This is a genomic window from Halococcus salifodinae DSM 8989, assembly GCF_000336935.1.
In the GTDB taxonomy this organism is placed as follows: Archaea; Halobacteriota; Halobacteria; order Halobacteriales; family Halococcaceae; genus Halococcus; species Halococcus salifodinae.
Genome location: NZ_AOME01000090.1, coordinates 1 through 24,801 on the forward strand (window position 1 = coordinate 1; position 24,801 = coordinate 24,801).

Annotated in this window: 15 protein-coding genes and 3 pseudogenes; 8 read left to right on the plus strand and 10 right to left on the minus strand. The window is 56.7% G+C overall.

All coding sequences use genetic code 11. The features are described 5' to 3' along the window. Positions 1 to 363 (minus strand): IS1/IS1595 family N-terminal zinc-binding domain-containing protein (locus C450_RS19195; RefSeq protein ID WP_005046480.1); only part of this gene is annotated, 363 nt, incomplete at its 3' end. Positions 364 to 871: 508 nt separating this feature from the next. On the opposite strand from C450_RS19195, the gene C450_RS21075 reads away from it, so the two are divergent. From C450_RS21075 to C450_RS21085, 4 genes and pseudogenes are all read left to right on the plus strand, one after another. Further along, positions 872 to 2,236 carry an APC family permease gene (locus C450_RS21075; protein ID WP_080510341.1) on the plus strand — a complete coding sequence of 455 codons (1,365 nt, stop codon included), beginning with the start codon at positions 872 to 874 and terminating at the stop codon, positions 2,234 to 2,236. 55 nt (positions 2,237 to 2,291) lie between these two features. Further along, positions 2,292 to 3,517, plus strand: a pseudogene (locus tag C450_RS19200) (IS701 family transposase). A 135-nt stretch (positions 3,518 to 3,652) separates the two neighbouring features. Beyond that, positions 3,653 to 5,035, plus strand: a complete 1,383-nt coding sequence (locus C450_RS21080; protein ID WP_161606984.1) for a sulfatase family protein — start codon at positions 3,653 to 3,655, stop codon at positions 5,033 to 5,035. Positions 5,036 to 5,420: 385 nt separating this feature from the next. After that, positions 5,421 to 6,511, plus strand: a protein-coding gene (locus C450_RS21085) for an IS630 family transposase (protein ID WP_206536867.1) whose coding sequence is annotated in 2 segments (ribosomal slippage) — positions 5,421 to 5,856 and positions 5,856 to 6,511 — 1,092 coding nt in all. Because the reading frame shifts where the segments join, the coding sequence is not laid out codon by codon here. 62 nt (positions 6,512 to 6,573) lie between these two features. Here C450_RS21085 and C450_RS22240 read toward each other — a convergent pair. Together C450_RS22240 and C450_RS19220 are read right to left on the minus strand one after the other, a co-directional pair. Then, positions 6,574 to 6,939 carry a hypothetical protein gene (locus tag C450_RS22240; protein WP_005046483.1) on the minus strand — a complete coding sequence of 122 codons (366 nt, stop codon included), beginning with the start codon at positions 6,937 to 6,939 and terminating at the stop codon, positions 6,574 to 6,576. Positions 6,940 to 6,964: 25 nt separating this feature from the next. Then, positions 6,965 to 8,092, minus strand: a complete 1,128-nt coding sequence (locus tag C450_RS19220; RefSeq protein WP_338035763.1) for an IS630 family transposase — start codon at positions 8,090 to 8,092, stop codon at positions 6,965 to 6,967. A gap of 506 nt (positions 8,093 to 8,598) precedes the next feature. On the opposite strand from C450_RS19220, the gene C450_RS19225 reads away from it, so the two are divergent. After that, positions 8,599 to 10,029 carry an aldehyde dehydrogenase family protein gene (locus C450_RS19225; protein WP_005046491.1) on the plus strand — a complete coding sequence of 477 codons (1,431 nt, stop codon included), beginning with the start codon at positions 8,599 to 8,601 and terminating at the stop codon, positions 10,027 to 10,029. Between the two features lie 7 nt (positions 10,030 to 10,036). Then, the gene (ppc, locus tag C450_RS19230) at positions 10,037 to 12,724 is read left to right on the plus strand and encodes a phosphoenolpyruvate carboxylase (RefSeq protein WP_005046492.1); all 2,688 of its coding nucleotides are present in this window, start codon (positions 10,037 to 10,039) and stop codon (positions 12,722 to 12,724) included. Positions 12,725 to 13,140: 416 nt separating this feature from the next. On the opposite strand, the gene C450_RS19235 is transcribed toward ppc, so the two are convergent. Then, positions 13,141 to 14,334 (minus strand): AGE family epimerase/isomerase, encoded by a 1,194-nt coding sequence (locus tag C450_RS19235; protein ID WP_005046494.1) that lies wholly within the window; start codon positions 14,332 to 14,334, stop codon positions 13,141 to 13,143. 79 nt (positions 14,335 to 14,413) lie between these two features. Beyond that, the gene (locus C450_RS19240) at positions 14,414 to 15,298 is read right to left on the minus strand and encodes an NAD-dependent epimerase/dehydratase family protein (RefSeq protein WP_005046496.1); all 885 of its coding nucleotides are present in this window, start codon (positions 15,296 to 15,298) and stop codon (positions 14,414 to 14,416) included. 128 nt (positions 15,299 to 15,426) lie between these two features. Here C450_RS19240 and C450_RS19245 point away from each other — a divergent pair, with 128 nt between their 5' ends. Further along, on the plus strand, positions 15,427 to 16,377 hold the full coding sequence (locus C450_RS19245; RefSeq protein WP_193790535.1) for a mannonate dehydratase: 951 nt from the start codon (positions 15,427 to 15,429) through the stop codon (positions 16,375 to 16,377). A 48-nt stretch (positions 16,378 to 16,425) separates the two neighbouring features. Here C450_RS19245 and C450_RS19250 read toward each other — a convergent pair whose 3' ends face one another. The 4 genes from C450_RS19250 to C450_RS19265 all read right to left on the minus strand — a co-directional run bounded on the left by C450_RS19250 (position 16,426) and on the right by C450_RS19265 (position 23,453). Continuing rightward, positions 16,426 to 17,286 (minus strand): SMP-30/gluconolactonase/LRE family protein, encoded by an 861-nt coding sequence (locus C450_RS19250; protein ID WP_005046500.1) that lies wholly within the window; start codon positions 17,284 to 17,286, stop codon positions 16,426 to 16,428. A 706-nt stretch (positions 17,287 to 17,992) separates the two neighbouring features. Further along, the gene (locus C450_RS19255) at positions 17,993 to 19,297 is read right to left on the minus strand and encodes an MFS transporter (protein ID WP_193790536.1); all 1,305 of its coding nucleotides are present in this window, start codon (positions 19,295 to 19,297) and stop codon (positions 17,993 to 17,995) included. 11 nt (positions 19,298 to 19,308) lie between these two features. Beyond that, positions 19,309 to 21,567 carry an assimilatory nitrate reductase NasA gene (gene nasA / locus C450_RS19260; RefSeq protein ID WP_080510344.1) on the minus strand — a complete coding sequence of 753 codons (2,259 nt, stop codon included), beginning with the start codon at positions 21,565 to 21,567 and terminating at the stop codon, positions 19,309 to 19,311. Positions 21,568 to 21,686: 119 nt separating this feature from the next. After that, positions 21,687 to 23,453, minus strand: a complete 1,767-nt coding sequence (locus C450_RS19265; RefSeq protein ID WP_005046506.1) for a nitrite/sulfite reductase — start codon at positions 23,451 to 23,453, stop codon at positions 21,687 to 21,689. A 721-nt stretch (positions 23,454 to 24,174) separates the two neighbouring features. Here C450_RS19265 and C450_RS19270 point away from each other — a divergent pair. After that, positions 24,175 to 24,438 (plus strand): annotated as a pseudogene (locus tag C450_RS19270) (ammonium transporter); the annotation flags it as partial. Between the two features lie 108 nt (positions 24,439 to 24,546). Here C450_RS19270 and C450_RS21860 read toward each other — a convergent pair. After that, a pseudogene (locus C450_RS21860) lies at positions 24,547 to 24,801 on the minus strand (IS701 family transposase); the annotation flags it as partial.

Consider the following 24,801-nt stretch of genomic DNA (forward strand, 5'->3'; position numbering starts at 1 on the left):
TTCGTCGATATCACCGCTGACGTCCTGGACTTTGTGGACGAAGTTGAGGACGGCTTCGTAGTCTCGGTCGAGGTCCCGAGCGATCTGAGCGGTCGGCTCAGATCGCATCTCCTTGACGATGCAGAACATCTCTTCGAGTCCGAACCGATGCTGCCAGAAAATCGTCTTCGTGAGGTCGCTGAAGTAGGTCTCGCAGTGCTTGCACCGGTATTGCTGGGCGTCCTTGTCGGTCGTTCCGCGTTTGGTGACGGCGTCATCTCCGCAATGGACACACGTCACCGTCTCGCCGAAGCGGGCGAGACGGAGACGCTCGAAGCATCGCTCACGCGGTGGAAGGAATACCTGAACTGACTCTTCGTCCATCGTTGGCCGATGTTTGATCCGCCAACGGAATTGGCGTTACAATCTATCGAGATGAGCGAACATCAGGATTGCACCCGGAACCGCCGTTCGATTTCACTACCTACTGCTCGCTGACCAGTCAGCGGGCGTAGAGAAGAGTTGCCAAGCCGAGCACGTTGAGACAAATATATTGTTGCTAATAAATAGGGGCAGACTTAAGTAGCCGTCTTCTAATAGTGGTTTGTGACAGTCTATGCAACAGCATAACGATCGTACAAGCGGTATCGGATGGCAATATTCTGACGTCCAGAGTTTAAAACCTCATATCACACGGCCATCCAATGGAATAATAGGGTTTTCAATTAGCGTGGCATCTGAGACATCATCCAAGACTTCGTCAGGTGAGTCCGGTATTCATGTCTGTACAGAACAACGCGAGTACAATTGGCTGCGGTTCCACAATCGGTTGATGTATTTCAACAATTCATAGCCATTAGATAAATAACTGCAATCCACAAATCAATAAACAATGAAAAACGGAAAGATTAGCCGAGCAGAAGGTTTCGCCCTGGCACTGGGAATAAATATCGGAGGGGGCCTATGGGTTTCTCCGGTGGTAGCTTCATCAATCGGTGGACCAGCAACTATTATCATGGCTGCAGTGGCTGTTTTACCGGTCTTTTTGGCGGCACCAATCTACATTACTCTCTCTAAAGTGTGGTCTGTATCACCGGGACATTATCGGTACCCTGCTGCATTTTTCAGCTCTGGCGATGGATTGATTGGGCAATTCCTAGGTTGGATTGTAACCTGGAGCTGGGACTTAATGATTGCATTTGCGCTCATACAATCCGTGTTAATAAGCAGTGCAGTATACATTCAGCAGTTGGTGCCCGGAGTACCTGCAATAGCGATTAATGCTGCACTACCGTTAGGAGTTATTGTTATTGTTTGGTTTGGACTACGAATTGTGGGAAGGGCAGAGCTAATAATAGCTATTGTTTTGCTTCTCTCGGTTATCATCTTGCTGGCTCTGGGATTGATAAATATCAACGCTGAAAACCTAACACCGGTCGCTCCAAATGGCACTATATCGCTACTCACCGCAGCAGCACTGCTTTTCAATACTGTTTTGGGTAGCCTTCAGGTTATTGATGTGAGCGGTGAGATAGAGGATTCTGAGCGCTCATTTGGAGGGATTTTGATATATAGTACGCTCATAACAGTTTCAATTGTCACCCTAATCATTCTTATTAGCGTAGGTATACTGCCATATAATGAACTGAGCAATGAGACTCTTCAAGCAGTGACAAGTCAGTACTTGCCGCCATTTTTGGCGGTAATCCCGACAATTGGAGCACTGTTAGCGGGTGTTTCGACTAGTATTGGCGTTATTCCTATTGTCTGTCGGCATGTACAAGCAGCAGCTGACGATGGCATTCTTCCAAAATGGGTGAGCTCTACTAATTCTTATGGAGAACCGACTTACATCCTAATTGCTCTAGCGATTATCTGTGCGGGAGGCGTGATAATCCAACCACCGATCAGCACGTTGGTTAGCGCTGGTACCGCACCTAATGCGGTCCTAGTCTTATTACTATGTATTGTCGGGGTTCGACTTCCTACTCAATATCCGGGAATATTTGAGCGGGATGAAATCGAAAATTCAAAGTTCCTTAACCCTCGCTCAGTTCGTTGGTGTTCAGTTTTAGCTTCTATGGTCCTTATTGCGATGACTGTTCTGGCAGCAATTCAAGACACAGTAGGTGTGCTGTGGTATGTTGGGTTTTTATCGATAGGTGCAACAATCTACCTATATCGATATTTGAATGGGTTTGTAAAGACTGCCGATATACCAGACATGCGAGATCGAGCCGGATTGTCCGATGACTAGTAACTCGGCTTTGCACGTTGAAGTGCGTGCGTGACGTAGGTAGCGACGAAGATGGATGATACCGATCACGGACTTTCTGTCGTGCACGCACGTGTTCGACGAGTTCGAGTCGCTGTCACCGGAGCAACGTCATCACGCCAAAACCTACGCCACAGGTCTTGTTGCTGGCAGCAACAAGACCGTGGCGGGCATCGCACGCGAAGTTCTTCCGGCCAGAAGCAAACGCGCCCTCAACAAGTTCCTCACCGAATACGACTGGGACGAACAGCAGTTCAACCACGACCGACTGAACGAACTCCAAAAACACGGTGAAACGCGCTGGACACAGGACGGCTACATCATCCTCGACGACACGATTACCGAGAAAGCCGGGGACGAAGTCCCCGGCGTCGGCCACTTCTACGATCACGCTGAAGGCGACACTGTTTGGGGCCAAGACATCATCTACGCTTTCTACGCCGACGACAAGACCACCTACCCGCTCACCTTTCGCCTCTACGAACAGCAAGACGAAGATGACCAAGACCACGATACGAAGTACGATCTGGCCAGAGAGATCGTCACAGAACTCGAAGAAGAGGTAGGTGTCCGCAGGAACACCTACCTCTTCGATTCGTGGTTCGCTCACAGCTCCGAGCTCTCCGCACACATCGAGTCCTACGGCAAGAACTGGATCGGCCCGCTTCGGAGCAATCGACAGGTAACCTACGGAGGCGACCAGATCCGCGTCGATGCGCTGGAAGAGCGCATCGACACGACCGAACGCGACATCGACGATGACACCTACCACATCTGGACGAAGAAGCTTCCCGTCTCCCAACTGGGAGACGTGAAGCTGGTCATCGGCGAGAAAGAAACCGACGAAGATGACGAGGAGAACCCGATCAAGTACCTCGCCACGAACAAGATCGACGCATCGACCGAACACGTGATTCGCTCGTACGCGATGCGCTGGCGCATCGAGACGTTCTTCGAGGACTCGAAACAGGATCTTGGCTTGGAGACTGCGAGATGCAGACCGACGAAGGTGCCAGTGGCGACTGGCACCTTCTGATGGCTGCCTACAGTCTCGTTCGTCTTGATCCTGAGTCGAGCGCCTTGGGGACGGTTCGCTCGAAGGCGTCATCGCTTCGAGCGAACCTCGAATATTCACTGAAAGAAGCTGTGTACAACCTCCTCTCGTGGATCCGGGATAACGACGATCGCGGCGTCACTGACCTCATGAACGAAATCGACCACCTCTTCATTCACTCAACAGCCGAGGCCAACGTGCAAAGCTGAGTAGTAAATAACATAGCCTGTGGCTATTCATTTTATACAATGCCCTTCCGTCTGATGCTAATCCTATGAAAGAGTATCTTTTATGGTTATCTAATATCAAAAAGACTTTAGTGGGGGCAATCCTTGTAGTGAATGATGCCGACAATATACATTGATATCGACTCGCTGAGAGCCGACCATGTTGGGGCATACGGTTACGATGCACCAACGACACCAAATATCGATGAATTCGCTGAAGAGAGTGTTCTTTTTGAAAGGAACTATGCATCTAATTCTCCGTGCATGCCCGCTCGGGCAGCACTTCTTACAGGTAGATACGGAATTCACAATGGTGTAGAAACACACGGTCCACCTTCTCAAACGCACAATTCACCTGCATTCTGGATTGACTGGGGAGGCACATGGGGGAATCAGATCGATGAGCGTCCTTGGTGGACGTTGCCCGAACTATTCTACAATCAACGAACTCAAACGTGTGCAATTTCATCGTTCCCTAGACATCCTGCCCCGTGGTTCAATCACGTCTGGCATAGAGTATATCAACCGCAAGAGCCAGAAGGCCCCGAAGAGTCGTTCCAAACAGTCCGTGGTGAATCAGTAATTGACCTCGCTCTTGAATACATTAGCAAACATCTCAATGATGAATTTTTCCTCTACATACAACTTTGGGATCCGCATGGTCCATACAAAAGATCTGAAGAAGAAATAAGTGAATTTCGGGGTCAGCCACTTCCCCCCTATCCGACTAAGGAAGAAATTGAGGCTCATCAAGAGTGGGATGCATGGCGGTCAGCACCAGATATGAGTATATCCGACCGAGATGATCTTGCGGAGATGCTTGCTCACTATGATGCCGAAATCCGATATGCAGATACTCATGTAGGTCGATTGTTTGACTACTTAAAAGAAAACGATATATACGATGATTCGCTTATTACCGTGAGCGCCGATCATGGTGAAGAATTTGGTGAACACGGACTTTATCGAGAACACTGGAGTACTCACGAAGGGACACAGCACATACCGCTAATCCTTAAGCCACCCACAAGTACACCAGCAGAGCTAGGAAGGCGGAAACAGCTGGTCACAAATGTTGACATAGCGCCGACCCTTGCAGACTACGCTGGATATGAGGCGCCTGCGCAATGGCAAGGCCAGTCGCTTCGGCCAGTCATTGAGAATAATGAGGCAAGCTGGCGTGATCATATTGTCTTCGATCATGGCCTCTATACCGCCCAGCGAACGATTAGAACGGATCGCTGGAAACTAATTCGTACATATCACTCGGGCCTGTGGCCAAGTGTGGTTCCAGATAGTCAATTATACGATATGCATGACGATCCTTGGGAGCGCAAAAACGTTGTTGAATCAAATTCAGATATAGTTAAAGATTTGAAGATGCAAATGGATAATTGGTGTGAAAAGCATGCATCAGAGGGAAAGGACCCACTGCAAGAAGTTGTAGAAGAAGGCCCTGCTGGTTACCTAGCATTCGGGGACGGTTACGATGGGGTCTAATTGAAATTGATAGAGTCATAATCTGCCGTGTGGTTCTACATCGTTACGGAGCGTGTCATAGAAAGCATCACGTGCGAGGTTGCAGGGCGTTGGAATTGTGTCCGAGCGTGTCATAGAATTCGTCACACAGCTCAATAGCAGGCTGAGAAACAGTATCTGATACGGAACCGAATAGTGTCGTTATTCAGAACCAGCGGGAGCAGGCCTCTCGGACGAGATCCGAATACTGTGCCAACCGTTCTATGACACGCTGTCGTTACGAACTATTCGAGTTCCAACTAACCATTAGTGTGGGCAGTGTCTAGTGCCCCTTCAGTCATGAACTGCTAGCTTTATCTCTGTAGAGCGCCTCTACGTAGTATTCAGACGTGTTCTGAAGTACATCATGCCACGGACCCCGAAGTACGTCGTCGATCTCTCTGCCGATGAACGAGCCGAACTCCAAGCGCTTCTTGCAGCCGGCACACACAAAACACGCGTTCTCACGCGTGCGCGATGTCTCCTTCACGCCGATGACGGCTTGACTGATGCGGAAGTCAGTCAAGCCGTCGGCTGCCATCCTGGGACGGTTGGACGCGTCCGCAAACGCTACACTGAGGACGGCCTCGCGGCGATTCATCGCCGCAAGGCCGACCGCATCTACGAGCGCAAACTCGATGGACGTGAGGAAGCCCATCTCATCCGCCTCACCTGCAACGACCCGCCGAAGGGCTACTCTCGCTGGTCGCTGCACCTCCTCGCCGACCATTTCGTCACTCTCAACGAGATCGACGTCGAGTCGATCTCGCATGAGACCGTTCGACAGGTGCTAAAAAAACACGACTGCACCCCCACCGATCCAAAGCCTGGGTGATCAAACCTGAAGCAAACGCTGCATTTGTTTGTCGGATGGAAGACGTCCTTGACCTTTATCACGAACCATACGATCCACAGCGGCCTGTCGTCTGTTTCGACGAGTCCAACAAAGCGTTGCACAAGCAGGTCCGCGATCCGCTCCCGGCTCGACCGGGAGCGGTCGCCCGGTACGACTACACCTACGAACGCAACGGCACGCGAAACCTCTTCATGATGAGCGAACCGCTTACCGGATGGCGGCACGTCGAAGTCACCCAACGTCGCCGGAAACAAGAGTTCGTTCAGCAGATGCAGGCACTTGTCGATGAGCACTACCCGGATGCAGTCCGCATCCGGGTGGTGCTCGATAATCTCGATACGCACAAAGCCTACGCCTTCTACGAGTTCCTCCCACCCCAGGAAGCCCACCGCCTGCTCTCAAAACTGGAGTTCCACTTCACTCCGGTTCATGGAAGTTGGCTCAACATGGCCGAGATCGAGTTCAGTGCGCTCGCTACTGAATGCCTCGACCGGCGTCGGGAACGTATCCGAAACGAGGACGACTCGGTCATCGATTGGCAATTCACAACTGACGACGCACGCATCAAACTCCGCCAGCTATATCCAACAAATCACGATTGAAGCCCCACTAGTAGAGGCGTCAGTTAATTCGTACCCGGTAGCTGTCCCCGAGTGGACTGCCGCTACCGGAGATAAACCTGTGCGGCGCAGTCAAAACACGCTTCGGGTGAACTCCGTCCCGAGCCATCGAAGTGCAGCGACGGCCAATACGTGCCGTCGCTGTACTTGTGGAACGCGAGCTCCCACAAATCCATGTCGCCAGTCCATCCTAACCGGCACATCTTCACGGGGGTTTGGCGAATCTGCTCTTTTTCTTCGGTCGTCGATCCAGGCATGAACCACGGATCACTGTCGAAGACATCCACGTAAGCGTATTTGCCGCGGAACCGGACGTTGACACCCGCGCACCGCTTGGCCCAAGCGGTGCGCGCGTGAGTCTCTAAGCGGTCTTCGAGAGCCTGACGTGCGTACTCCGGGATTGAATCCATTCCAGAGATACGTACTCCGAGAGATTCACTCTATCGTTGGGAGTCTCTCCAGCAATCTCGTCAAATCGTCTCTCGTGTACGTCCACTCGAACGGTTCCGGATCGCTGTTCCACAACTCCTCAAAGCCGGTGATGCGGTCTGCGACCGCATCCACCGAGCGAAAGCTTTCGCCGGCCAGTGATTTCCGCGTCAGCACCGAGAAATACAGCTCGATCTGATTCAACCACGATGCCCCAGTCGGAAGATGGATTCCGATTGCGGTGGGATACTTCTCTTTCAGCCACCATCTGAACGTCGCTGGATGGTGAACACTTCCGTTGTCCACGATCCAGAAGACCCGATCTGCGGTCTGGCAGATCGGGTCGGCCATTACTTCCTCAACGAGTGACTCGAAGTTCGCGCGTGTGTTCCGGTCGACGCAGTGCCCTCTCACAGTCCCAGTCCCAGCCATGAACGCAGATTGGTAGATAGTGGCACCATTCCGATCATACTGGTGTTCGAGACGGACTGATTTGCCCGGTCCCGGCGGAGTCTTCCGCCGGGATCGGGCTGGGATTCCGGTTTTCTCGTCGGCACAGATGATGACGTCCCTCTTTGTGAGGGGCTCGTCTTCCCACGTGCCGGTGTAGAGGTCACAGACACGAGCAGCCTTCTGCTTGAATTGAGGATCGCGCGGCGTCACCCATGACGCCACGGTCCATGGCCGAATCGCCGCCTGCTTGAGCCAGGCGGCGATGGTTGACCGTGCTGGAAACGGATCGAGTTCTTGAGCGGCTTCAGCGTGAATATCGGCGGAACTGAATCGAGACAGCGGGAGTCCGCGGTTGGCCGGGAGTTCACACGCGATAGCGGTGACGAGCGCGCGTGTGGTCTCGTCATAGATACGAGGTCGGCCGGGCCGGGGCTTGTCAGCAAGCCCGGCCCGGCCAGAGTCAGCGTAACGGTTCCGCCATTTCCGCGCGGTCTTGCGGGTACAGGCGAGTTGTTGGCCGATTTGAGTGTTATTGTAGCCGCGAGCGGCTAACAGAACGATCCGAGCACGGAACGCATCACGTTGAGAAGCCGTCGCTCTGCGGGCGACGGCTTCGAAATGCATTCGTTCTGGGTAGGACAGAGTGATCTTGGTTGGTGTGTTGACGGTACGAGAAGACATGAGTTCACGCTCATTACCGGTGAGAGGAGTGGAGCGACTAAGAACTCACCGGGGTGGGTACGAATTAACTGGCAGGTCCACTAGTGGTTTTCATACATAGAACTCCTGATGGGCGACGCTACTTATGACCACACTTGCATCGTCCACGGTGATGCTGAATACGCCGATGGAGACAATGATTTCGACACCTGCGAGAGTCGCGGATTGTTGCTGCTCTTGTGGATCTCACCACATCAAGGCGTCTCTAAGGACGAGGTCACAGCATACGTTAGTATGTTCCAGTCACGCCAGCGCATCTACCGCAAATAAGGGTGAGAAACACTCATACCATCCTTGAAGATGCACTCCGACTCATCAACGGTCATGTACCGAAGAGTGGCCTCCTCAATGATTAAATGTCAAAAAGAATTTGATTCAATCGAAAACTGATAGGCGAACGATTAGCAACACTCTGATTAATTCGTTACAAAGTAAATCTTTTAGCCGCTCGTCTCGTCCCTCCCGACATGGCTACCGTGTCGACAGCACGTGACGAACGCCCCTACATCGACGGGGAGTGGGAGAGCGGCGACGGCGTGATCGAGGTCGACGACCTCGCCGAGGATGGCGTGTTCGGCCGAGTCACCGCCGCGAGCCCGCTCCAGGCTGGAGCCGCGCTCGATGCGGCCGAGAACGCGCAGGCGGCGATGGCCGACTCGACGATCCCCGAGCGAGTGGCGTGGCTCGAAGCCATCGCCGCGGGCCTGCGCGACCGCAAGGACGAACTCGTGGACGTGATCGTTCGCGAAGCGGGCAAGCCGGTTTCGAGCGCCCGCGGCGAGGTCGAGTCGGCCGCCGAACGGTTCGAGCGTGCCGTCGAGGAGGCCCGCGGACTGAGCGGAGAGTTCCGGCCGGGAACCACCGCGGGCCACGAGGGGTGGGAGGCGATCACCAAGCCCGAGCCCCGTGGGACGGTGCTCTGTATCACGCCGTACAACTATCCGCTCTCGACGACCGCGCTTCAGGTCGCGCCCGCGCTCGCCGCCGGCAACAGCGTCGTTCTCAAACCCGCGAGCAAGACTCCGGTGAGCGCCGCGATCCTGACCGACGTCATCGCCTCGACCGACGTCCAGACGGGCGGGTTCAACTTCGTGCCGGGGCACGCAAGCACGATCGGCGACGTGCTCGCCGGTTCGGATCAGATCGATGCGATCGCGATGACCGGCTCGTCGGGTGCGGGCGAACACGTCGCGCGCCAGAGTGGGATCGTGAACCTCCACATGGAGCTCGGCGGGAACGCGCCTGCCGTCGTCTTTCCCGACGCCGACCTCGACGAAGCCGCCGCGGCGTGTGCGAAAGGCGGGCTCAAGTACGCCGGTCAGCGGTGCTCGGCGATCAGCCGTGTTCTGGTCCACGAGTCGATCCACGACGATCTCGTCGAGCGAATCGAGAACGAGATGGACGCCTACCCCACGGGCGACCTCTTCGACGAGCAAACGGCTCTCGGACCGCTCATCAGCGACGACCAGGCCGACTGGGTCGAAGAACTCGTCACCGACGCCACCGATCGGGGTGCCGAGATCGTTCGCGGCGGCGGGCGCGACGGCCAGTTCGTCGAGCCCACGCTGCTCGGCCGTGTTCCGGAGAGCGCACGCCTCGTTACCGACGAGCAGTTCGGCCCCGTGATCCCGGTAACGACGTTCGCCGACGAGGACCACGCTATCGAGATCGCCAACGGTACCGACCTCGCACTCGACGGCTGCGTCTTTACTACTGAGTACGACCGCGCGCTTCGGGTCGCCGAGCGGATCGACGCCGGCGCGGTTCGGATCAACGGTGCACCGAGTCACGGCCTCGGCGACATCCCGTTCGGCGGGAACGAGAAATCGGGCATCGGCCGGGAAGGAATCGGCACGAGTATCGAAGCGTTCATTCGATACAAGAGTATCGTGCTCTAATAACACGATGACGCTACACAATCGCACGGTGGGGACGGACGTTCGGGAACTCGGCGCGCTGGTCGGTGAGGTGCTCGAAACACAGACCTCGACCGACGCGTTCGAGACGGTCGAACGCCTCCGTACTACCGCCATCGACTACCGCAACGGCGAAATCGACTCACGCAACGGCCTCGATCGGACGCTGCGCGGCCTCGACCCTGAGACCGCCGTCACGGTTGCGCGCGCGTTCACGACGTACTTCGAGATGGTGAACCTTGCCGAGGAGCGCGAACGTGTCCGTGCGATCCGGACCGCCTCACAGGAGGGATCGCTCGCGGATAGTTTGAGTGCCGCCGTCGAGAGCCTCGACGACCGCGATCCCGCGGTCGTCGAGCAGATCCTCGAGGACGTGCTGATCGAGCCGACCTTCACTGCTCATCCCACGGAAGCCCACCGTAAAACCGTCAAGGCGAAACTCCGCACCATCGCCGACCACCTCGTCGCACTCGACGAGCGCCGGCTGACCGACACCGAGCACGAGCAGCTCAAGGACGCACTCGAAGCCCAGGTCACGAGTCTCTGGGGCACCCGCCAGATCCGCGAGCGCCAGCCCGAGCCGCTCGACGAGGCTCGGAATGTCCACTGGTATCTCGAAAACACCCTCTTCGATACGACCGGCGAGGTCTACCGCGAGATCGAGGACACGCTCGGGGCCGAGTTCGACGATATTGGAGTACCCAAACTCTTCGAGTTCCGGTCGTGGGCCGGTAGCGACAGGGACGGCAACCCCTACGTCACGCCCGACGTGACGAGCGAGACCCTCGCGCGACAGCGCCGCAGTGTGTTGGAGAAATACCAGGAAGCGCTCGCCGATCTTTCGAACGTACTCGCCCACGACGCCGACCGGCTCGACACGGGCGCAACGTTCGACGATCGCCTCGCCGCGAACCGCAAGCGCTTCCCCACGCTCGCCGATCAGGCCCGCGAACGCTACCTCGACGAACCCTACCGTCAACACCTTCGGCTGATGGGCGAGCGCCTCGAACGCATCGGCGACGTCCGCCCGAACGGGTACGACGAGGTGGCGGAGTTCACCGCCGATCTCGATGCGCTGGCGACGAGCCTCCGGGCGAACGGCGGGGAGCGGATCGCCGCCGTCCACGTCGACCCGCTCGAACGCCAGGCCCAGACGTTTGGATTCTGTCTCGCGGGTCTCGATCTCCGGGACCACCAGGAAAAACACACCGAGGCGATCGCCGCGGCGCTCGATCGCGAGGACATCGCCTACGAGAGCCTCGACGAAGACGAGCGCGTCGAACTTCTGACCGAGGCCATCCTGCAGGACGCCCCGCTGATCGACGTCACCGATCGTGAGGGACTGTTCGACCCCGCGGCGCGCGTACTCGAACGATTCGACCGGCTGAACGACTGGCAACGGGAGTACGGCGCGGACGCCATCGACACCTACTGTATCTCGATGGCCGAAAAGCCGAGTCACGTGCTCGAAGTCCTGTTCCTCGCCGATCAGGCGGGCGCGGTCTCCCTTCCCGAATACTGTGGCATCGATGTCGTTCCGCTTCTGGAGACCGAGGCTGCCCTCGATGGTGCGCGCGAGATCATGGGCACCCTCTTCGAGAACGAGGCGTACAGCCAGGCGCTCGCCGCCCGCGGCGACGTTCAAGAAGTGATGCTGGGGTATTCGGACTCGAACAAGGAGAACGGGTTTTTCGCGGCGAACTGGGACCTCTACCGCAACCAGCGCCGGCTGGCCGACATCGTCGACGATCACGACGTCGACCTCCGACTGTTCCACGGTCGCGGCGGCTCGATCTCCAGAGGCGGTGGCCCGATGAACGAGGCGCTGCTGGCGCTGCCGAACGAGACCGTGAACGGTCAGGTCAAGTTCACCGAACAGGGCGAGGCGATCGCCGAGAAATACGCCAACCCACGGATCGCCGAGCGCAACTTAGAACAGATGCTGAACGCCCAGATCCGCGCACGGGCACGGTCGCTCGACCAGCCCGAAGACGACGTGCGCGAGGAGTGGCTCGACGCGGCCGCGACCATCGCCGACGCGGCGCGGACGGCGTATCAGGACCTGCTCGAGACCGAGGGATTCGTGTCGTATTTCGAGCAGGCCACGCCGATCACGGTGATCGAGGAACTCAACATGGGCTCGCGGCCCGCCTCGCGGTCGGGTGAGCGGACGGTCGAGGACCTCCGGACGATCCCGTGGGTGTTCTCGTGGACTCAATCAAGATGTATTCTCCCCGGATGGTACGGCCTCGGGGCGGGGATCGAGGCCTACCTGGAGGCGGGCGGCTCGACGGGGACCCTCCAGTCGATGTACGACGAGTGGGCGTTTTTCCGAACGACGATCGACAACGCGGCGCTCGCGCTCGCGCGCACCGACATGGAGATCGCGAGCGAGTACGCCACGGTCGCGGACGACGACCTCGAAGCACGGTTCTTCCCGGTGTTCGAGGCGGAGTACGAACGGGCCGCCGACTTCGCGACGACCATCGGCGACCGTGACGACCTCGTGAACCGGGGCTGGCTCCGCGAGAGCCTCCGCCGCCGGAACCCGTACGTCGACCCGCTGAACGTACTCCAGACCCACCTGCTGGACCGCGAGCACCGGACGGAGACCGAAAAGCGGGCGCTGCGCCTGACGGTGAAGGGGATCGCCGCCGGCATGAAGAACACCGGATAGAGCAGCCTCAAAACACAAATATCGCAGTTCCAAACCAACCTGATCGGTCAGGCTGGCGTGCGCGGCTCACGCCGCAGCAGTATAGCTGACGGAATGTCGTGATCCCTGACTGGTTTGAGGTTAGGGCCTAGCGCGCAGTTGCTCTTCCGGTATGTATCCCCTACAGAGGAACCGGACGAGCTGTCGTTAGAGGACACTCATCTAATCACGAATTGAAACGGAGACAAAGAAAACATCAATGAAACCGCTCTCGCCACAGATAGTACTGATGTGGAAAAGGTTCGATCGGTAAATCTTCGTAAATAGACACGCAATCTGCGTTTATTAAGAACTACTGATCGGTAGACAGCGAAGGGATTGGACGGTTGTATCCGTCCTTCAGCGTCCATTAACTCTCAATTTGGCACGACGATTTTTCACTCTCTTAGTTGGAGAACATCGTAGCATGCACCCAGCGGGTGATATCCTGTCTTGACTTTTGGCGTCGAATCAATGTCGTCGTGGACTCTGTTGTCAGGCGTAAGCTTGGAATACCAGTTCTCATACTTTTTGTTTACCATGTTCTCCCAGGCATACTCCCAAATACGATTATACCACGCCCAGTATGTCGGATCCTCGGTTGTGTCAGCTAAACGAGCGGCGGCAGCAAATCCCTCGGCGTGCGTCCAGTAGTACTTGTCCTCAGCGACAGGCCCTCCCTCTCGGGTGAAATTGTAGATGAAACCTCCGTGTTCGTCGTCCCAGCCATGTTCGACAGCTGTGTCGAAGAAATGTTGTGCGCGGTCGACCAACCACCCTGCATCAATGTATTCGTCGAGATGGAGCAAGAGCTTCGTCCACTCCATGAGATGCCCCGGCTGATATCCCCATGGGCGGAATAGGTGCGTTGGCTGGTCCTGGTTGTAGTCCCAGTCGTGTTCCCAGTCGGTGGTGTAGTGCTCCCAGAGCAACCCGTCACCTTGATCAGCTAACTCCAGAGCTAGCCGTTCTGCAATCGTGTATGCTCTATCGAGGTACATTTCGTTGCCTGTCGCTTCGTAGGTACTAATCAGTGCCTCGCACATGTGCATATTAGCGTTTTGACCACGGTACTCCTCAACCTCATTCCAGTCGGAACCGAGTTTTCCCTTGCATAGTCCGTATTCGTCTTCCCAGAAATAATCCTCAATGAGTGAGTACGTTTCCTCAATGTGGTCCTCGGCCCGAGGAATATCAGCTTTCGCGGCCGTCGAGAGCGCGAAGAGAACAAATGCGTGTCCGTAACACGTTCGCTGGGGATCAGCGACGTTGCGACCTGAGAGTAGCCACGGGTAACCACCGTCATCCTGTCTGTGTGCGTCGAGAAGAAAGTCAACACCGTGATGCGCCGCAGAGTGGCACCAATCTGGACCACCCGACAACTTGCCGACGCTAAAGTTGAAAACAAATCGGGCCGTCGAGACGACCATCTTGCTCCGTCCGTCGTACACATGTCCATCAACGTCACTCAGTTGTGAAATGTACCCACCATACCGATGGTCGATACAGGTCGGGTAGTAGAAATTCAGGAGGCTACGTACGTGCTGGTGGAGCCACTTTTCATCTCGGAAGAGACTAGTGTCTCTGGGCATGATACCACATCTCGGTGTTCGGAGTATAAACATTCGGATAGCGACGAATACAAACGCCGGCTTCGGATTGAAACGGAACTCAATAATCGCGCCAGCTGTGTTCAGGAGTCCAGCCCAGGAGGCGTTTAGCCTTCGAAAGATCGAACAGCGTATCATATTCCGTGAAATCTCCCCGGAGCTCTGCCTTGGGAAAGAATTCGGTGATGACATCGGTCGTTGGGACAGCGGCGGTCGTATCCCCTGCGACCGCCCAGAACGACTCGTGACCGTCGTAGTTTGCTTCAACGGCTTTCCGTGCGAGTGCAGCGGCGTCGGCCATATGGATGTACGAGAACATGACGTCACGTCCGCTCCAAGGGTTGTCGTCTTTGAGGGCAGCCATCGACCGATCGGCTTCAGCGAAATTCTCAATCACTTCTTGCTCGTCAGGAACCCACGGATATCGTAACGTCGAGATTGTCATGTTGGAATCAGGTCGCCGCCCGAAGCCGTCCGCTGTTGTCTCCATCGCGTGTTTCGCGATGCCGTAGACATCGTCAGGGGTCCGGGGGTGTGCTTCGTCAATGGGTAGGTAGTCCACCTGCGGTGGTCGGACCTGATGTTCAGCTCCCATGGCGTTGATGCTCGACGCGAGACAGCAGGATTCCAGACCGAGCGCCTCGCTCGCTTCGAGAAGGTGCATCGCAGACATAGTATTACTCTTGTATGTTCTGTATTCCTGATGGCTGTAGGGATTTGGAATCGTTCCCATGTGAATGACCGCATCGGGCTCGCTCATGGCTAGCGCACCGTACGTCTGCCCCGGATCTAAAAGGTCAGTCGTGATATACGTGTCCGATACCTCCTCACGCTGCTTTCCTCGGCTGATGTTCACCGTCTCGTAACCGTGCGTAGCGAGGTCTTCGAGGATCGCTCGACCGATTTTGCCATTGCCTCCAGTCACCGCTATTGTCGAGAGTGACATGCACGAACAATCGATTGTGTCGGGCTAAAAGCCATCGAAAGGGGAGTAATCGCGAAAATTGATCCGGCCTTGCGACGACAGGATGACAAACTCTAAGACCGAGTGTGCGAACGCATTGAATGGTTATCATGGACATCTCACTCGTACTTCCGCCGGAACCAGACGACCGATGGACGCTCGCACAACAGGCAGGTGTACACCATGCTGTCTTCCATTCCCTCGAGATTGGCGACGGCTCGCGCCCATATGCGTACGATGATCTGCTCCGAATAGTCAATACGTATCGTGATCACGGCATCGAACCGGCAGCCTTCGAAGGTAGTGTACCGTTGACCGACAAGACGCGACTCGCTCTCGACGGCCGTAACGAGGAGATCGAGCAGTTTTGTACACTCATCAGGAATCTTGGCGAGCTCGGTGTCGATGTTGTCTGTTACGATTGGATGGCTGGCCTCCGATGGGCCCGCACGTCGGTGACAACCCCTACTCGCGGTGACGCGCTCACAAGCGCCTACGACGACGGCCAAATGCGTCGAGGCCCAACACCGCCTGCAGCGAAGCGAACGACCGAGGAGGATCTCTGGGAGAACCTCGAATTCTTCCTCGATCGCGCCGTCCCCGTCGCGGAGGAAGCCGGCGTGTACCTCAGTCTTCATCCAGACGACCCACCCATTTCCGATGTCCGCGGAATGCCCCGTATCGTCAACAGTGTCGAGGCGTACGATCGCGTTCTTGATCTATACGATTCGCCGCACAACGGTATCACATTCTGTCAGGGGAATTTCTCGGCGATGGGCGTCGATATCCCGAGCACGATTCGACACTTTGGCGATCGTATCAATTTCGTCCACTTTCGCGATGTCGACGGCCCCGCAGACGACTTTGTCGAAACGTGGCACGATGATGGGCCGACAGATATGAAAGCCGCGATGGACGCGTACAGAGACGTTGACTTCGATGGACCGATTCGCCCCGACCACGTTCCCACTATGAAAGGGGAAGACAACTCGATCCCAGGGTATCACATCAAAGGAAAGCTCTTCGCTGTCAGCTACATGAAGGGATTGCTGGAAAAGTGATCGACTGCCGGACTGGATCGACAATCGGTACGATCATATCGGTAACAGTCAGACGCTGATTCGTGACCGGAATTCTTCCAGTCCTGTTACTCCGGGGCGAAGGCGGAACAGTGCGCCGGCCCCACCGCCTTCCTGTTCCCGCTCTTCACCACCGGCGGTGGTGACGTACATGTCACGATAGTCTCCACCCCCAAACGTGACACTCGCGACTTTTCGGGCGGGGAACTCAATGCGTTGGAGTTCGGTGCCGTCCGCTGCATACCGAATCAGAGCGTAACCGTTCCAGCGAGCAGACCAGATGTCGCCGTTGGTATCGATCGTCATTCCGTCTGGAACACTTGGTTCATCCGGGGTTGTGAGAAACACTTCGTGGTTCGTGAGTTCTCCCGATACTGCATCGTAGTCGAACTGATGAATCGTTTGTGCCTCAGATTCGGTGAGGTACATTGTTTCCTGATCAGTAGCAAATCCGATGCCGTTCGGGATTTCGAGGCCCTCGTATACAACGTGATACGACCCATTGGTGTCAAACCGGTACAGTCGTCCCAGACAATCGTCAGTCGGCATTGTTCCAGCGAAGACGCGTCCACGAGGACCTGCGATGACATCGTTGAATCGAGAGTCCTGTTCGCGTGGAATCGATTCGATGACGGATTTGACGTTACCGTCTCGCCATCGTTCGACCCTCCCACTGGATTCGAACAGCAAAAGTGACCCGTCGTCTTGAATGGTAAACCCGCCGATTGAATCGTCCGTCTCATAGACGACACTGTAGTCGGCAGCGGCCGGATCGTAGCGGTACAGTACTCCGTTAGGGATGTCACACCAGTAAAGAGCACCGTGATCGGGGTGCCAGAGCGGATTCTCTCCGGTGGTACATGTGGTGTCTGCAACTCGTTCGAGATCCATAGAGAGAGGACGAAGAGATGTCACAAAAAGGTGCGGACGGTAGGCGGGTGATACTTGATTGCTCTTCTATAGATTAGTGGAATACGTTGACGGCGACGGGAAGTGATGGTATGAAAGCCTGCTAATCTCCAGAGCATGGAACAAGGATGGGGTGGGCAAAGGCTGGCAAATTAGACAGCGCAGGATCCCCCGGAGATGAACGACCGAGGTCAGTTACTCTTTGACCGGGTGTGCGGCCAGCTCACTATACTCTTTGATCGATCTAGAGTGGAGCGACAAGTCTCATAACGCCCCGACACTCCGGACACGCGAACGACGCGGGCTTGTTCCCCTGCTCATCGCGGACGCGTTGCTCGCACGCGACGCATTCGTAGACGATTTCGGTCATAGTGACGATAATATCGCGTCTCAATCCTCATGAAAGTGGTTGCCGTATGGTTCCATTTTTATCGCCTTGTGTAACTGATAGCGGGAATCAGAGGGGTGAAGTTACATAGGTGCGTTGACAGCACATCTGTCGAAGCTAACTGGCTCAGATTTCACCTGTTCTAGGTTACACGTCTGTTATCCCGTGTTCCGTTTCCGGTTGTGGCGCATTTAGTCAATCAATGAGGAATTCTGTCAAAATGCCTAGTGAAGCTCCGTGTTTTTGACCAGATATGACCCGAGCGCAGGAACAACGAGCGGAAACCGCTACAGCCAGTTATCAGTCGTCGCCAGTCGAAACGCCAGCGTCGCGGTTTCGGTCCACGAACCCGTCGAGATGGGCACGGGGAGCGATCTCAGGCCGATACACCCACGCGTTGAGGAGTACGATCGGGACCATCGAGACTGCTACGACAACGTAGCCGACGTGGAGGTTCCCGAATAGCGTCGAAGAGTACACTAATGGGTAGAGGATGCCGCCAACCGTACCGACACCGCCGACGACGCCCGCGACTGCCCCCGAACTGTTCGGGAACATCGCCGGCACCTGAGCGAAGATCGCCCCCTCGGCAAAGGCACAACTCATCCCCACCAGAAAGCCTGCACCGACGGCCAACAGGACTTCGCCAGAAGTGCCGGCCAGCGTCATGACCACCATCGTCACCATAATGAAACAGAGACACACAAACGTCCACTGCTCGCGATAGTGTCCCTCGAACACTGGTAGGATATCCCGTTCCTGGCGGGCCAGTCTGTCGCTAACGTAACCTCCGATCGGCCGCAGGAGGCCGGCTGCGACCGAGAACGTCGCCGCAAACGTGCTCGCGAGCACGAGGTTGCTCGTGTCGAACGCCTCCCGATAGTACGTCGCCAGCCAGCCGTTCATCGAAAGTTCAAGCCCGAAGCTCATGATGTAGGCGAGCGCGAGTACCACGGTTCCATACCGAGTCGCGGTGTGGACCCAGTCCTCAAAGTTCGCACTCTCTTCGGTTGCCTGGCGTTTTGCCTCGCTTTTGGCTGCCTCGCCAAACACATAGTAAGCGACAGCGAGAACGATCGAGATGATTCCTGTATAGAAGAAGGCAGCTCGCCAATTGGCGTTGAACAGCGGTCCGCTCCAATTCGTCGGGAAGACTCGCGGGAGGATCAGCGCTCCGCCCGCAGCCCCAGCGTTGCCGATACCCGCGTAGATCCCCTCTGCGGTGCCCAGCTCTTCTTCCTCGAACCACTCCGAGACGTGCTGGATCCCGATGACGAACGTAATGCCCGCAGTGGCGACAATCAGCCGCTCAACGAAGAACACCGTGTAGTTCTGGGCAAACGCACTCGCCATCGAGAACACGCCGACATAGGCCAGCACAATTGCGAAGACAGTAGGCGCACCGTACTTGTCCGAGAGCCACCCGGTCAGGATTCGACCGAACGGGGCGAGCCAGATCGCAGCGCTCGCCAGGATACCGATTTCCGCGAGCGAGAGACCGAACTCCTCAGCCATTGGCCCCGTGAATGGTGCGAACGAAAACCAGATCAGAAACGAGAAATTGAATCCGATCGTGGCGAGCACGAGCGTCCGCCACTTGGTCATCCGAACGAGGCTCATTGGTGCACCTCCGGGAGACGGTCAACGGACGCGGAGCGCTCGCGTTCAGTCGTGTTGGCGTGCTCCGTTTCGCCTTCGGTTTCACTATTCGCACAAGGAGCAGTGAGGCGCACTGCACACTGTTTGTAATTTGGTTCATCAGAGTCGGGATCGGTCGCCGCGACGGTAAGGTGGTTCGTCATTGGGTGGTGAATCGGTAGCCAGACCATTCCCACCGGAATGGTCTCGTCCGGTTCGACACGCGCCGACACCGACGCGCGCCGTGATTCGATGGTAGTACTGGTTGTTTGTGCGTCATCCGTGTGAAGCACTTTCTCGTGGTTCGCGAGTGTCTCCGGATTGATGCGCGCAGTGAGTGGCTCCGTTCGATCTGGCGCGGTTCGCGTCCGCACACCTGTGTTGTAACCATCGGGTTCGCGCGCAGTAGTGAGCGTCAACGGATACTCCTGGTTCGGTGGCTCGGGAACGTCGTCGTGTCGTCCGGTCGAGAAGCGTGCTCTACCAGACGGCGTCAGAAACGTCCACACCGACTTGTCGGCCCCTATCGATTCTGTACCGGTCGTTGTCAATTCGTCATTGGAGCGGGTCGACGTCTTGGCATCAGCAGTCGCTGGATCGTTAGCACCGTCGGGATCGTAGTAGCGATAGCCGCCGGCCGATTCCTCGGTCGGTGCGGGCCAGCGAACCGCGCTCTCGTGATCGAGGCGATCGTAGGTGATGCCCGAACAGTCGGCGTCGGTGCCAGCCGTCAGCTCAGCAAACTCCGCGAAGACGCCTTCGGGATCGTGTACGTCGAACAGCCCAGGTACAAGCCGATCTGCAAGCGTGGCAATAATTCCGAGATCGCTTCTGACCCCTGAGGGCGTATCGGTAGCTGGGCGGACCCGCGAGACGGTACGCTCCATGTTCATCGCTGTCCCGTCAGACTCGCCCCACGTCGCCGCCGGGAGCACAACATCAGCCATTTCGACGGTTTCGCTCCAAAACGCGTCTTGGACCACCAGAAACGTCTCATCGAGTCGTTCACTAGCTGTCGTCGCGTCGGGAAGTCCCGCAACGGGATTGGTCGCCACGGCCCAGAGTGCCTCGATCGGTCCGTTGTCGATCGCCTCCACGACACCGACCGGGCCAGGGCCGGTATCATCAGGCAATCGGCCGACGGGAATCTCCCACGCTTCTGCGATGGCGTCTCGCTCATCGGGATCGGTGAAAGAGCGGTGTCCAGGCCACGTTCCCTTCGATGAGCACACGCGGGTTCCCATCGAATTCGCTTGCCCAGTTAGAGAAAACGGGCCGGAGCCTGGTCCCATGTTCCCAGTCGCAAGACAGAGGTCGATGAGCGCTCGTGCTGTGGCCGTTCCCTGGGTGCTCTGGTTGACACCCATTCCCCAGTACACTAACGTTGGGTCGACAAGCGCATCCGTCACTTCGTCGACTGTTTCGAGGGGAACGCCGGCGGTCGCGGCCGCCTCACTGGCTGCCGGAAGATCCTTTGAAAGACTCTCGAAGCCAGCAGTGACGCACTGGATGAACTCCCTATCGACGAGATCGCGATCGATAGCACTCATGAGGACGGCCCGCGCGAGCGCCAGATCGCCTCCCGGGTCCGGGCGGACGTGGGTAGCCGCCTGCTCGGCGGTCCTCGTCTCAACGGGATCGACGACTACGAGTTGACTGTCCGGTGCCTGCGCGCTCTCGTGGATCCACCGGAACATGACTGGGTGGGCGACTGCAGGGTTTGCCCCCCAGACGAGATGGGTCCGTGCGCCGGGAATGTCGTCATATGTACAGGGGGGTGCGTCGCTCCCGAAGGCGTCGTAGTAAGCCGTGACCGCACTCGCCATGCAGAGAGTGGTGTTCGCGTCGTAGTAGCGGGTGCCAAAGCCACCACGCGCAAGTTTGCCGAGCGCGTACGCCGACTCGTTGGTCTGTTGCCCGCTGCCGAGGACTCCGATCCCGTTACCGTTCGGGTTGCGCTCCAGAACGTCCTCGAATCCCCTGACGACACGGCCGAGTGCGACGTCCCACGTGGTGGGCAGTAGCTCTCCTTCTTTCCTGACGAGCGGCTGTGTTAACCACTTACCGTCAGGATCGCCACTCTCACGGATGCCGCGTGGACATGCTAACCCCTTGCTGACGGGATGAGAGACATCACCTCGAACCGAGGCGATACCATAGCCGACATCGACGCCCTCGTGGATATGGCCACAGCCGACTGCGCATCGCATGCATGTGGTCTGTACTGGCTCACCCATCGATCGAGTCATCCCTCCCCGATCGTAGCTTACGCGCGGTCTGGTCGGTTAGGCCCAGCACAAGCTCTGGTGCGACGTCCATCGGCGCTTGTGGGACAGCGTCGACGGACAGTTCGTTATCAGTCATCGCTCGGAAGGGGAGTTCCGTCGGCGGTGGTCGGAGCCGGACTCTCACCGTCGTCGAACGGATACCACGACTGTTTCGCGTCGGTCAAACAGGGATCGTCGTAGGTGGTCTCCTCGGGTTCGGCCAGCTCGATGATCGTCTCGTGGCCGGTAGCCTCGACCCATTCCCGAAAGGTTTGTTCATCCTCTCGAAGGGCGGCAAACGCTTCGAGGAGGTTCTGTATCATCCCCGGCACCTCGTCGGCTGGCACCCGTTGGCGGACCCACTCGATGAATTCGGGTTTGGTACCGATTCCGCCACCGACACCGACGTCCATCGCCTCGACCATCTCACCGTTTTTCCGGGCGCGCATTCCCTGAAGACCAATGTCGGCAGTCAGTGCCTGTCCGCAGTCGGCGGTGCAGCCTGAAAAATGAACTTTGAGTTGTGTGAGGTCTTCGGGCAGCTCGACACTGGAACGGAGCCAGCGGAGCATCACCGCCATCCGAACCTTGGTTTCAGTCAACGCGAGCGAACAGAACTCAGTCCCGGTGCAGGCTACCGCTCCCCGTGTGAACAGACCCGGATCTGGCGAATGAGTTTCGAGCAGCGGCTCGGCGAGCAGATCATCAAGGTTCTCTTCGGGAACGTCCATGAGCAGCGGGTTCTGCCGACGGCTGAGCCGGACTTCGCCGCTGCCATACTCGTCGGCGAGGTCGGCGAGTCCGATCGCCTCTCCTGCAGGAACTCGCCCGACGGGCGTACTCAATCCCACGTAGTACTGGCCGTTCGCCTGTTCGTGGACACCGATGTGATCGTGCTTGCCCTCTTCAGTTGATTTGCCAGCGTTGTAGGTGTACCCATCTCGAAGATTCGTCCCTGCAGGTTCGAGAGCGAAATCAGTCTTCTCGATCAACGCTTTCCGAATGCCATCTGGACCCCACTCATCGACGAAAAAGCGCGCTCGGTTCTTGTTGCGGTTCTCGCGGTTGCCCTCCGCGTGGTAGAGTTCGACGAACGCCCGTACAATGTCGTACGCACGACCGGGCTGGACGAAGACGTCGAGCGAGCGAGCCCGACGTGCCTCGCGCCCACCGAGCCCGCCACCGGCACGGAGATTGAAACCTCTGACCGGCTCGCCATCAACCAGCCTGCGTGCGGGTTCAAGCGCTACGTCGTTGATTGAATCCTGCGCACACCCCTCCCGACATCCCGTCACGGAGATGTTGAACTTCCGGGGCATACTTGCGAGCGCGTTGTCCCCGCGCAGGTTTTCCTGGATATGATCCAGTAGGGGACGTGTCTCGACGTACTCGCCCGCGTCCTTGCCGGCAACGGGACAGCCCGAGATATTTCTCATAGTATCCCCACCCGACGACCGGCTGGAAACACCGACAGATTCCAGCTTTTCCCAGATCTCGGGGACGTCCTCGAGCTTGATCCAGTGGAGCTGGACCGACTGCCGGGTCGTGAAGTCGATCCATCCGTTCCCGAACTCCGGGTTGTCAACTGGTCCCGTCGCGTAGTCGCGTGCGACTTCACCGATGGCTCGTAGCTGACCTGGCTCGAGAACGCCACCACAGTTGGTCAGACGCATCATGAAGTAGCTCTCCTGGCCCGACCGCTGGTGGAACACACCCCAGAATTTGAATCGGGAGAACCACTTCTCCCGCTCGTCGTCAGGTATCGATTCCCAGCCGGATTCGGCGAACTCGATCAGCTTTTCGCGTACTTCGTCACCATACAGGCCGTCCTTCCACTGCTCTTTCTTGTTGCTCATTATCGCAGGGGTATTTTCTTATCTTTGACCACTTTTTCTCGGAGTACCTGGTCAACTATCCCGTTCTTCATACAAGAGGTTACTACAACGGGTGTAGATAAGTCTATCCGTTTACATTGTATAATTAGGCCCTTGTTTAAGGAACATCTGTCCAATATGTGGTAGAGTGTGTCGTATATAATGCCGTAATAGGTCGGGTCTGGCTGGCTCGGTGTTCGAATATGTGAGATGGATCGCTGAAGGATCCCTGAAGAGTTTTCAACAGATAGTCACGACAAAAATCGCTTGAAGGCGCAACCGACCGAGTAATGCTGAAGACGGAGGTAATACGACCTGTTCGTCGACTTGATTTCGTGGGCCAACGCCACAAGAGTGATATATTCACGAAGGATATCCACCGGAATATTGCTTACCTGTTGCTGGTGCGCGCGTGATCCTCGGGCCAATATTCGAGAGGATTTCGGGTTGACGAACGTCAGGTTCCAAGGAGAGTATTTCTCGATTTCTGAACGATATACAACCTTGTAGTGATAATATTTCATGGGATATCTCACGCTTGTCTACCGTGTTGAGTATATCTGCTTGATTGTAAACTCTAATGTTTATATATCCCCTCTGCCTGAGGATTATGCGTGAATCAGATGACGAACACGGTTGAAAAGTCCGATAATATAGACGAATGGGCAACAAGTAGATCAGTACGTAATGAGGTGGGAAGCGGATGATAGACATCCTCCTCCAGTCGGGCGTCGATCTCGAAGCGTTGGCAAGTGGGGTCAACAACGTCTGGGTGCTCACGGTCACCTTCCTGATCTTCTTCATGCACGCAGGCTTCGCCATGCTGGAGGCCGGGCAAGTCCGGGCGAAAAACGTCGCCAACCAGCTCACAAAGAACATGCTGACGTGGTCGATCGGCGTCATCGTGTTCTTCCTGCTCGGGCAAGGAATCGCCAACATCACGGCCGGACTGACGGGTACAGCCGGACAGACTCGGCGCGGTCAAGAGTGCGCTCGCGGAGGTCGGTGCACCGTCGTTAACAGTCACGAACGTTTCCGGCCGTGGGAGTCAACCAGTGAACTCGGCTCTGCACGTTCATAAACTCCCCTCAGAATGGAGGAAGAGATGGTCGATCTCCTCCATCAATCCGTCGAGATCGTGATCTGGCTGGTCACGCACCCACGAAAACATGTTGTAGATCGCCTCTTTGAGACCATGTTCGAGCTGCGCTCGGAGCGACGAGGCTTTCGAGACGAGTCGCTCCGAGACGCTCGATTCGGGACCAAGGCGAAGGAGACTGTAGGTCAGCATCTGAAGGTGCCAGTGACGACTGGCACCGTCAGAATCACG